The following is a 10799-nucleotide window of genomic DNA, read 5'->3' on the forward strand; positions in this document are numbered from 1 at the left end:
CGTACCTGTCCGCGCCCGTGTCCGCGCCCATGTCTGTCATGGGCCCACTGTGCGGTGTGGACGGGATCAACACGGGCGCCGGGGCAGCGGAAGGGCCGGGCGGTACCCGACCGCCCGGCCCTGACCCTCCCCGAAGGAGAGCTCCTGCTGGGTGAGCTTCTACCTGGTGACCGCGTCCAGCGCGTCCGCCGTGCCGAAGCCGTAGAAGCCGTTGTAGTTCTTCGGCCCCTCGCACACCGCGTCGACCTTGCCGTCACCGTCGAGGTCGTACGGGTCCGTGCACGGTGTCGCGTCGGCCTGCGCGTACAGCAGGGCCTTCACGAGCGGCGCCGGCGCGTACGGGTGCGTCGACTTGATGAGGGCGGCGACACCCGCGACGTGCGGGGACGCCATCGACGTGCCCGCCATGTACCCCCACCGGCCGCCGGGCAGCGGGCCCAGGATGAGGCCGCTGGTGGCGGGCGGCGCCGGGGTCTGCAGACGGGTCGAGTCGCCGCCGGGCGCGGCGATGTCGATGACGCCCAGACCGTGGTTGGAGAACGACGACTTGACGCCCTTCGCGCCGGTCGCGGCGACCGTGACGACACCGGGCAGCTGGGTCGGGATGTCCAGGCACTTCGACGGGTCGATCACCCGGTCCGACGGCGTCGTGTCGTTCGGGGACGTCGGGTCGGTGATCTCGTCGGCCGCGAGGTCGTAGTTCTCGTTGCCGGCCGCCGCGACGTTGACCGTGCCCTTCTTCTCCGCGTACCGCGACGCCCGGGTGATGGCCTCGACGAGCGCCTTCTGGTCCGGGTCGTTCTTGCAGTTGAAGTACCAGGGGTCGGTGTAATAGCTGTTGTTCGTGACGTCCACGCCGTGCTCGGCGGCCCACATGAAGCCGCAGACCACGGCCTCTGTGTAGAAGAAACCGGCCGTCGTGGACACCTTGATGCCGGACACCTTCACGCCCGGTGCCACACCGGTGACGCCGACGCCGTTCTTGGCGGCGGCGATCTCCCCGGCCACATGCGTGCCGTGGGGGCTCTCCGTGGGTCCCGGCCGCCAGGCGCCGTCAGTCGTGTCGGGCTTGCCCGAGACACAGTTGACCGACGCCTTCCGGTCGAAGTTCGGCGCGATGTCCGGGTGGGTGTCGTCGACGCCGGTGTCGATGACGGCGACCGTGACGTCCGGGCTGCCGAGGGACACCTCGTGGGCCTTGTCCGCCTTGATGGCCGGCAGGTCCCACTGCAGCGACTCCAGAGGGTCCTGGCCCTCCGCGGCGTCGGCGGCCGCGATCTCCTCGGCGGTCAGCACCTTGGGGGTGCCGACGTCGGTGGTGGACTGCGCGGGCAGCGGCGCGGTGCGCGTGGCACCGGCCGACTCCACGCCGCGTACCCGGCGGATCGCGGGCGCGAAGTCGGCGTTCGCCGAGTGGACGACGATGACGCCGATCCTGTCGTACGACGTCACGATCGTGCCGCCCGCCTCGGTGATGGCCTTCTTCACCTGGGCGGACGGGCCGTGACCGGGGCGGACGTTGACCACGTAGCTGAGCTGTGTCGCGTCGGCCGCGGCCCGGGCGGTCACCTCTGCCGCCGAGGCCGTGGCGCCGGGTATGACGACCACTGCCGTCGCCAGGGCCATCCCCAGGGGGATCGCCGCCAGGCGACGCGAGCGCTTACTGAGCGCTGTCATGCTGTCTCCAGTTCGTTTCGCGTGATGAGCGGTACGAGCTGTGCGGGAACCGTTCCCCTCGGGGTGTCGGTCCGCCCCGGTGGTGGGTTACTTGACGGCCTTCAGGGCGTTGACGATGCCGTGTCCGTAGAAGCCGTTGGCGCGGGGACCGCCCTCACAGACGGCGTCCGGCGTGCCGTCGCCGTTCTGGTCGTACGTCGTCGGGCAGGCCTGCTTGTCGGCCTGGGCCTTCATCAGCCACTGCAGCTGCTTCGGGGACGCCCACGGGTGCGTGGACTTCAGCAGCGCGGCCACGGCGGAGGCGTGCGGCGCCGCCATCGACGTGCCCTGGAGGAAGCCGTACTTGCCCTCCGGCATCGTGGACAGGATGCGGCCGTCCTTCGACGGGGTGTCCGGCAGCTGGTAACGGCGGTCGCCGCCCGGCGCCGCGATGTCGACGACGCCGTTGCCGTACGTCGAGTAGTACGACTTCTCGTTCTTCACGCCCGTCGCGCTCACCGTGACGACACCCGGCAGCTGGGTGGGCACGTCGAAGCACTCGCTCGGGTCGATGGTGCGCTCGACCGGAGTGGTGTCGTTGGGGCTGGTGGCGTCCGCGATCGCGTCGGAGGCGAGGTCGTGGTTGGAGTTGCCCGCCGACGCCAGGTTCAGCGTGCCCTTCTTCTGGGCGTACAGCTGGGCCCGGTTGACCGCGTCGACGATGGCCTTCTGGTCCGGGTCCTCCATGCAGTTGTAGAGCCACGGGTCGACGTAGTAGCTGTTGTTCGTGATCTCCACGCCGTGGTCGGCGGCGAACACGAACGCGCAGACGACGCTCTCCGCGTAGAACAGACCGCTCTTCCTGTCGGTCACGTTGATGGCGGAGACCTTGACGCCGGGAGCCACACCGGCGACGCCTATGCCGTTGCGGGCCGCGGCGATCTCACCGGCGACGTGCGTGCCGTGGTAGTCGTCCACGGTGTACGGCCGCCAGGCGCCCTCGCTGGTGTCCGCGACACCGCCGTCGCAGTTCGCCGACTGGGACTTGGAGAAGTTCGGCGCGAGGTCCGGGTGGGTGTCGTCGACGCCGGTGTCGATGACGGCGACCGTGACCCTCCTGCTGCCGTCGTTGATCTTCGCGGCCTTGTCGGCGCCGATCGAGCGCAGGTCCCACTGGTCGGCCTCGAGGGGCTCGGCGTCGGGGATGTCGGCCGAGGCGGCCTTCACCTTCGCGGCCTCCGCGTCCGTCAGGAAGTCGACGGCGCCCTCGTCCGTCGTCCCGGCGGGCGCCAGCGGCGCGGTACGGGTGAGACCGGCCGACTGCACACCGCGCGTGGCACGCATGGTCGCGCCGAACTCGGGGTTGGCCGAGTGGACGACGATCACACCGATCCGGTCGTATGTGATGACGACCTTGCCGCCCGCCGCGGCGATCGCCTTCTGGACCGAGGCGATGGTGCGCCGGTCGGTCCGGGTGTTCACGACGTACGAGAGGTTCGGGCCCTCCGCGGTGGCGGTCGCGGTGGCGGGTGCGGCGAGCGGTGCCGCCGAGGCGACACCCGGCAGGAAACCGAGTGAGGCGGTCAGCGAAAGTGCGACCGGTACCGCGAGCGCGAGCCGCCGGCTGGAGCGCAGATGAGCCATGGGATCTCCACATCATCCTCAAAGAAACCGGCCCAGGGCACACGAGTGCCTGGGCAGGTACATGACTTGGTGGTGCGCCCCGAAGCTATCCCCCGCCGTCCCTGGCCAGCAATGACTTGAGGGGACCCCGGGCGAAGTAGAGGGGTATCCCTTATCGACACGCCTGTGTCGATCCGTCGCCGAATCGATTCTCGAAAGAACGACAGACGGTTGAACCGGTCCTCTCGTGCCGCCGTGACGTTGAGCAGGGAGCCCGAGCACGATCGTGCGCCCCATCACCGCTAGGAACAGAGCCGACCAGATGTCCGTAATCGACCCGTCCCCCGATCCGACGGCGAAATCGTCCCCATCCACCGTCGCGACCGCGGCGGATACGCGAGGAGACTCCGTGGCAACCGACGCACCGCCCCCCGCGAAGGCAGAACACCATCTCCCCTCGGCCGAGGAGTTCACCGCGGTCCAGGAGAGCGCCGAGTTCGGTGAACTGCGCCGCTCCTACCGGTCGTTCGCCTTCCCGCTGACCGTCGCCTTCATCGCCTGGTACCTGCTGTACGTCCTGCTCTCCAACTACGCCGGCGACTTCATGGGGACCAAGCTCCTCGGCAACATCAACATCGCCTTGGTCCTCGGCATCGCCCAGTTCGTCACCACGTTCCTCATCGCCTGGTGGTACTCGCGGCACGCCGCCGCGAAGCTCGACCCCAAGGCCGAGGCGATCAAGTCCCGGATGGAGGGCGGCGCATGAGCCCCGTTCAGCAGACAGTCCTCGCGGCCAACGAGGCCAGCGAGCACCGGCCGCTCATCATCACCCTGTTCGGGCTGTTCGTCCTCGCGACGCTCGCCATCACCGTCTGGGCCGGCCGCCAGACCAAGGACGCCGCCGACTTCTACGCGGGCGGCCGCCAGTTCAGCGCCTTCCAGAACGGTCTCGCCGTCTCCGGCGACTACATGTCCGCCGCGTCGTTCCTCGGCATCGCGGGCGCGATCGCCCTCTTCGGCTACGACGGCTTCCTCTACTCCATCGGCTTCCTGGTCGCCTGGCTGGTCGCCCTGCTCCTGGTCGCCGAGCCCCTGCGGAACTCCGGCCGCTACACCATGGGCGACGTCCTCGCGTACCGCATGCGCCAGCGCCCCGTGCGCACCGCCGCCGGCACGTCCACGATCGTCGTGTCGATCTTCTATCTGCTGGCCCAGATGGCGGGCGCGGGTGTCCTCGTCTCCCTGCTCCTCGGCATCACCTCCGACGCCGGCAAGATCCTGATCGTCGCCCTCGTCGGCGTCCTGATGATCGTCTACGTCTCCATCGGCGGAATGAAGGGCACCACCTGGGTCCAGATGGTGAAGGCCGTGCTGCTGATCGGCGGCACGCTCCTCATTACGTTCCTGGTGCTGCTGAAGTTCAACTTCAACATCTCCGATCTGCTCGGCACCGCCGCCGAGAACAGCGGCAAGGGCGCCGCCTTCCTGGAGCCCGGCCTCCAGTACGGCGCGACCGGCACCTCCAAGCTGGACTTCATCTCCCTCGGCATCGCCCTGGTCCTCGGCACCGCCGGCCTGCCGCACATCCTGATCCGCTTCTACACGGTGCCCAACGCCAAGGCCGCCCGTAAGTCCGTCAACTGGGCCATCGGCATCATCGGCGGCTTCTACCTGATGACCATCGCCCTCGGCTTCGGCGCCGCCGCGCTGATCGACCAGAAGGAGATCATCGCCTCCAACCCCTCGGGCAACACGGCCGCACCCCTGCTCGCCCTGCACCTGGGCGGCGTCGACTCGGCCTGGGGTGCGATCCTGCTCGCGACGATCTCGGCGGTGGCGTTCGCGACCATCCTCGCCGTGGTCGCCGGCCTCACCCTCGCCTCGTCGTCCTCCTTCGCGCACGACATCTACGCCAACGTCATCCGCAAGGGGAAGGCGTCCGGCGCCGAGGAGGTCCGCGCGGCCCGCTGGGCGACCGTGTTCATCGGCATCGTCTCCATCGGCCTCGGCGCCCTCGCCCGCGACCTGAACGTGGCCGGCCTGGTCGCCCTCGCCTTCGCGGTCGCGGCCTCCGCCAACCTGCCGACCATCCTCTACAGCCTCTTCTGGAAGCGGTTCACCACCCAGGGCGCGCTGTGGTCGATCTACGGCGGTCTGATCGTCGCCGTCGGCCTGGTGCTGTTCTCGCCCGTCGTCTCCGGCGACCCGAAGGCGATGTTCCCGGACGTCGACTTCCACTGGTTCCCGCTGAAGAACCCGGGCATCATCTCCATCCCGTTCGGCTTCCTCATGGGCTTCCTCGGCACCGTCCTGTCCAAGGAGAAGCCCGACGAGGCCAAGTACGCCGAGCTGGAAGTCCGCTCCCTCACCGGCACCGGCGCGCACTAGCCCCCGCCGCCAGCCGCCGCACCGCGCGTGCGCGCCCGCGTCGCGAAGGGGTCGTCGTAGGGATCTACGGCGGCCCCTCGCCGTGTCTCGTGGGATCGGGCCTGTGATGTCGTCACCGGTGTCACGTAGGCTCGCAGGTGTCAGGGAACGACTGATCCGGCGCGGGAGGGGGCCCACGTGCTCATCGACACCTATGGCCGAGTGGCCACCGACCTCAGGGTCTCGCTGACCGACCGGTGCAATCTGCGCTGCACCTACTGCATGCCCGAGGAGGGCCTGCAGTGGCTGGCCAAGCCCGACCTGCTCACGGACGACGAGATCGTCCGCCTCATCGACATAGCCGTCACCACCCTCGGCGTCACCGAGGTCCGCTTCACCGGCGGTGAGCCGCTGCTGCGCCCCGGCCTGGTCGGCATCGTGGAGCGCGTGGCGGCGCTGGAGCCCCGCCCCCAGATGTCCCTCACCACCAACGGCATCGGCCTGAAGCGCACGGCGACGGCCCTGAAGGCGGCGGGCCTGGACCGGGTGAACGTCTCCCTGGACACCCTGCGCCCCGACGTCTTCAAGACCCTCACCCGGAGGGACCGCCACAAGGACGTCCTGGAGGGCCTCGAAGCGGCCCGCGAAGCCGGTCTGACCCCCGTCAAGGTCAACTCGGTCCTGATGCCCGGCCTCAACCACGACGAGGCTCCGGACCTCCTCGCCTGGGCCGTCGACCACGACTACGAGCTGCGCTTCATCGAGCAGATGCCGCTGGACGCGCAGCACGGCTGGAAGCGCGACGGCATGGTCACCGCCGGCGACATCCTCACCTCCCTGCGCACCCGCTTCGACCTCACCCCCGAGGGCCAGGACGAGCGCGGCTCGGCCCCGGCGGAGCGCTGGCTCGTCGACGGTGGACCGCACCGGGTGGGCGTCATCGCCTCCGTCACCCGCCCGTTCTGTTCCGCCTGCGACCGCACCCGCCTCACCGCGGACGGCCAGGTCCGCACCTGTCTGTTCGCCCGCGAGGAGACCGACCTCAGAGCGGCCCTGCGCTCGGACGCCCCCGACGAGGAGATCGCCCGCATCTGGCGCCTGGCGACCTGGGGCAAGAAGGCAGGCGCCGGCCTGGACGACCCGTCGTTCGTCCAGCCCGACCGACCGATGTCCGCGATCGGAGGATGAGCGCCCCCACGGCGCGCCGGCGGTCTACGAGGCGCGGTCCTCCCACTCCTTCAGCGTGACGACGTCCTTGAGGAACCCGCGCACACCGAGGAACTGGGACAGATGCTCCCGGTGCTCCTCGCACGCGAGCCACGTCTTGCGCCGCTCCGGCGTATGCAGCTTGGGGTTGTTCCACGCGAGCACCCAGACCGCGTCGGCACGACAGCCCTTGGCGGAGCAGACGGGGGAGGCGGGTTCGGAACCGGGGACGTTGAGGATGTTCACCCGTCGACCCTAGCCGCACAAAAGGCGACGCCGAGCAGCCACGGGGGGAGCTGCCCGGCGTCGGTCTGTCGCTCCGACGGGGGATGCGGAGCGCGTACGAAGTATGTCACGGGTAACCCTCTGCCCGGCACAGGAACTACATGATTGATCTGAGCTTTTCTTGAGGTTCGTGGTCGGAGGGATTCCGCTTCGAGCGGACCCTCGGCGCTCAGGCCCGCTCGCGCGGCTCACTGCGGTGACGGTCCGCGGAGTCCGCCGGGTCGTCTTCCGAGAAGGATTCCGCGGACCCCTCGGCGGGGGGCGGCGTGATCATCGGCCGCACCGGCGGGGCGATGAACGTCGACGGCAGCGAGGGCGCGTTCTCCCGGCCCGCGTTGGCGATCACCACGGCGATGTACGGCAGAACCATTCCGAGCACCAGTGCGACGACCGCGATGTGCCGTTCGACGTTCCAGAGGACCGCCGCGGCGATCACCGAGAGCGTGCGGACCGACATCGATATGACATAGCGTCGCTGCCTGCCCCGGACGTCGTCGGCGAGTCCCTGCCGGGCGCCGGTGATCCGGAAGACCTCGACATTGCTCTGCTTCCGCATCGCGTTCCACCACCCGCCTCTATCGGACGCTCCCCGGCCCGTTCCCCTGCCGGTCCCGCACGGTGCACGGCGGGCCGGTCCCTGTCCACGTTACGCCGCGCCTGCGCCGCCTGGGAGACCGGGTCTCCTCCCGACAGGACGGGACGAAATGCGCCGCCCCGCGTAGGGCACCGCCCGACATGCGGCGTAGAGGAGGCGGGCCGACACTGGCCGTACAGCTCACGTCGAGCCGTACGAGGAGGCAGCCATGGGCTGGTTGTGGGCGATCATCGTGGGACTCGTGCTGGGCCTGCTGGCCAAGGCGATCATTCCGGGCAAGCAGCACAGCCCGCTCTGGCTGACGACGATCTTCGGCATGCTGGGCGCCGTCGTCGGCAACGCCATCGCGCGGGGCTTCGGTGTCGAGGAGACCGCGGGCATCGACTGGAGCCGCCACATCTTCCAGGTGGTCGCCGCGGTGGCCATCGTGTACCTGGGCGACAGCCTCTACATGTCGACGGTGGGCAAGAGGAAACACGGAGCCTGAGAGACGCCTGGGACGACCGAGGCTGGGCGACGCCTGGCGCGCGAAACCGACGGGCTGGGAGACGTCTGGCGCGCGAACGGGGCGTGAGGGCGAGCGACCCCGCGGCCGCTCCGCCCCCACGCCCCTCGGCTCTAGGCCCCGGTCACCTCGACGGCGGCCAGGTTCTTCTTCCCGCGCCGCAGCACCAGCCACCGCCCGTGGATGAGGTCCTCCGCCGACGGCACGGCGTCCTCGGCGGTGATCTTCACGTTGTTCACGTATGCCCCGCCCTCCTTCACCGTGCGCCGCCCCGCGGACTTGCTGGGCACCAGTCCGACCTCGGCGAAGAGGTCCACGACCGGCGCCAGCTCGGCCACCTTGGCGTGCGGCACCTCGGACAGGGCCGCGGCCAGCGTCCGCTCGTCCAGCTCCGCCAGCTCACCCTGGCCGAACAGCGCCTTCGACGCGGCGATCACCGCGGCCGTCTGGTCGGCCCCGTGCACCAGCGTCGTCAGCTCCTCGGCGAGCGCGCGCTGCGCGGCACGGGCCTGCGGCCGCTCCTCCGTCTGCCGCTCCAGCTCCTCCAGCTCCGCACGGGACTTGAAGGACAGGATGCGCATGTACCGGGTGATGTCCCGGTCGTCCACGTTCAGCCAGAACTGGTAGAACGCGTACGGCGTCGTCATCTCCGGGTCGAGCCAGACGGCGCCGCCCTCGGTCTTGCCGAACTTGGTGCCGTCCGCCTTGGTCATCAGCGGGGTCGCCAGCGCGTGCACCTCGGCGCCCGGCTCCAGCCGGTGGATCAGGTCCAGGCCGGCCGTGAGGTTGCCCCACTGGTCGCTGCCGCCCTGCTGGAGCGTGCAGCCGTACCTCCGGTAGAGCTGGAGGAAGTCCATGCCCTGGAGGATCTGGTAGCTGAACTCGGTGTAGCTGATGCCCTGGTCGGACTCCAGGCGGCGGGCCACGGAGTCTTTCGTCAGCATCTTGTTGACGCGGAAGTGCTTGCCGATGTCCCGCAGGAACTCGATCGCGGACAGACCCTCGGTCCAGTCGAGGTTGTTGACCATGACGGCCGCGTTCTCACCCTCGAAGGACAGGAACGGCTCGATCTGGGCGCGCAGCCTGCCGACCCAGCCGGCCACCGTCTCCGGGTCGTTGAGCGTGCGCTCCGCCGTGGGGCGGGGGTCGCCGATCAGACCCGTCGCACCGCCCACCAGCGCCAGCGGCCGGTGGCCGGCCTGCTGGAGCCGGCGCACGGTGAGCACCTGCACCAGGTGCCCGACGTGCAGGGACGGCGCGGTCGGGTCGAAACCGCAATAGAACGTGACGGGACCGTCCGCGAGAGCCTTGCGCAAAGCGTCCTCGTCGGTGGACAGGGAGAACAGCCCCCGCCACTTCAGCTCGTCGACGATGTCCGTCACGGTTCTCGTGTCTCCTCGATGATCTTCGGATGGTGGCCGGCAGCCGGGGGGGCGGCCGACCACGAACGACTACGAGGTTATACGCCCTGGCTGACAGAGCTCATATTGAAATCCGGCACCCGCAGCGCGGGGGTGGCCGCCCTGGTGAAGTAGTCGCTCCACTCCCTCGGCAGGGTCTTCTCCGTGCGCCCCGCCTCGGTGGCCCGCCCGAGCAGGTCCACCGGCGACTCGTTGAACCGGAAGTTGTTGACCTCGCCCGTCACCTCGCCGTTCTCCACGAGGTAGACGCCGTCGCGGGTCAGCCCGGTCAGCAGCAGCGTCGCCGGGTCGACCTCCCGGATGTACCACAGACAGGTCAGCAGCAGCCCGCGTTCGGTGTTCGCGACCATCTCCTCCAGGGAGCGGTCCTCGCCGCCGTCGAGGATGAGGTTGCCGATGGCGGGCACCACCGGCAGACCGGTCAGGCCCGCGCTGTGCCGGGTGGTGGGCAGATGCGCGATCTCGCCCTCGCGGATCCAGTCGGTCGCCTTCAGCGGCAGCCCGTTGTCGAACACGGAGCTGTCGCCGCCGGAGGAGTGGGCGAGCACGAAGGGCGCCGACTCCAGCCCCGGCTCGAAGGGGTCGCTGCGCAGCGACAGCGGCAGGTCGGTGAGCCGCTCGCCGATCCGGGTGCCGCCGCCGGGCTTGCTGAACACGGTCCGGCCCTCGGCGGCGTCCCGCGCCGACGCCGACCACATCTGGTAGATCAGCAGGTCGGCCACCGCCGTCGGCGGCAGCAGCGTCTCGTACCGTCCGGCGGGCAGCTCGATCCGCCGCTCGGCCCACCCGAGCCGTACGGCGAGCTCCGCGTCCAGGGCCGCCGGGTCGACGTCCTTGAACTCCCGCGTGGAGCGGCCCGCCCACGCCGAGCGCGTACGGTCCGGGGACTTGGCGTTGAGCTCCAGCGTGCCGTTCGGCTGGTCGTGCCGCAGGCGAAGCCCCGTCGACGTGCCCAGATAGCTGGTGACCAGCTCGTGGTTGGCGAAGCCGTACAGCTCGCGGCCGCCCGCACGCGCGCCGGGGCGAAGTCGGCGAACACGGCGGAGGAGGTCTCCGCGGGCGGCTCCGTGAAGTCGGGGGACGGCTGCACGCCCGTGACCAGCGGCTGGGCGTCCTCGGCGGGCCCGGCACCGCGCGCGGC

The 10799-nt window shown here is 70.0% G+C and carries 9 protein-coding genes and 1 pseudogene; 4 read left to right on the forward strand and 6 right to left on the reverse strand.

Annotated features, from left to right (window positions below; genetic code table 11):
• Window positions 1-159 precede the first annotated feature (159 nt).
• Window positions 160-1677 carry a S8 family peptidase gene (locus tag AOK23_RS32745; protein ID WP_055716175.1) on the reverse strand — a complete coding sequence of 506 codons (1518 nt, stop codon included), beginning with the start codon at window positions 1675-1677 and terminating at the stop codon, window positions 160-162.
• 87 nt (window positions 1678-1764) lie between these two features.
• Window positions 1765-3300: a S8 family serine peptidase gene (locus tag AOK23_RS32750; RefSeq protein WP_055716176.1), complete on the reverse strand. Its 1536-nt coding sequence runs from the start codon at window positions 3298-3300 to the stop codon at window positions 1765-1767.
• A gap of 388 nt (window positions 3301-3688) precedes the next feature.
• On the opposite strand from AOK23_RS32750, the gene AOK23_RS32755 reads away from it, so the two are divergent.
• The 3 genes from AOK23_RS32755 to moaA all read left to right on the forward strand — a co-directional run bounded on the left by AOK23_RS32755 (window position 3689) and on the right by moaA (window position 6834).
• The gene (locus AOK23_RS32755) at window positions 3689-4045 is read left to right on the forward strand and encodes a DUF485 domain-containing protein (RefSeq protein WP_055716177.1); all 357 of its coding nucleotides are present in this window, start codon (window positions 3689-3691) and stop codon (window positions 4043-4045) included.
• Entirely contained in the window at window positions 4042-5667 is a 1626-nt protein-coding gene (locus AOK23_RS32760; protein WP_055515512.1) for a solute symporter family protein, read from the forward strand. The genes AOK23_RS32755 and AOK23_RS32760 overlap by 4 nt, the downstream gene beginning before the upstream one ends.
• Before the next feature lie 177 nt (window positions 5668-5844).
• Entirely contained in the window at window positions 5845-6834 is a 990-nt protein-coding gene (moaA, locus tag AOK23_RS32765; protein ID WP_055716178.1) for a GTP 3',8-cyclase MoaA, read from the forward strand.
• Between the two features lie 24 nt (window positions 6835-6858).
• Here moaA and AOK23_RS32770 read toward each other — a convergent pair whose 3' ends face one another.
• Together AOK23_RS32770 and AOK23_RS32775 are read right to left on the reverse strand one after the other, a co-directional pair.
• Complete coding sequence (locus AOK23_RS32770; RefSeq protein ID WP_055515515.1) at window positions 6859-7098, reverse strand: hypothetical protein; 240 nt, start codon at window positions 7096-7098, stop codon at window positions 6859-6861.
• 208 nt (window positions 7099-7306) lie between these two features.
• Window positions 7307-7693 (reverse strand): DUF3099 domain-containing protein, encoded by a 387-nt coding sequence (locus tag AOK23_RS32775; RefSeq protein ID WP_055716179.1) that lies wholly within the window; start codon window positions 7691-7693, stop codon window positions 7307-7309.
• Between the two features lie 247 nt (window positions 7694-7940).
• Here AOK23_RS32775 and AOK23_RS32780 point away from each other — a divergent pair, with 247 nt between their 5' ends.
• Complete coding sequence (locus AOK23_RS32780) at window positions 7941-8219, forward strand: GlsB/YeaQ/YmgE family stress response membrane protein (protein ID WP_055716180.1); 279 nt, start codon at window positions 7941-7943, stop codon at window positions 8217-8219.
• A 131-nt stretch (window positions 8220-8350) separates the two neighbouring features.
• Here the strand turns inward: AOK23_RS32780 and tyrS are convergent, their stop codons facing one another.
• The gene (gene tyrS / locus AOK23_RS32785; protein WP_055716181.1) at window positions 8351-9619 is read right to left on the reverse strand and encodes a tyrosine--tRNA ligase; all 1269 of its coding nucleotides are present in this window, start codon (window positions 9617-9619) and stop codon (window positions 8351-8353) included.
• A gap of 77 nt (window positions 9620-9696) precedes the next feature.
• Window positions 9697-10799: pseudogene (locus AOK23_RS32790) on the reverse strand (metallopeptidase TldD-related protein); the annotation flags it as partial.

The sequence above is a fragment of the Streptomyces torulosus genome (genome assembly GCF_001419765.1).
GTDB lineage: Bacteria > Actinomycetota > Actinomycetes > Streptomycetales > Streptomycetaceae > Streptomyces > Streptomyces torulosus.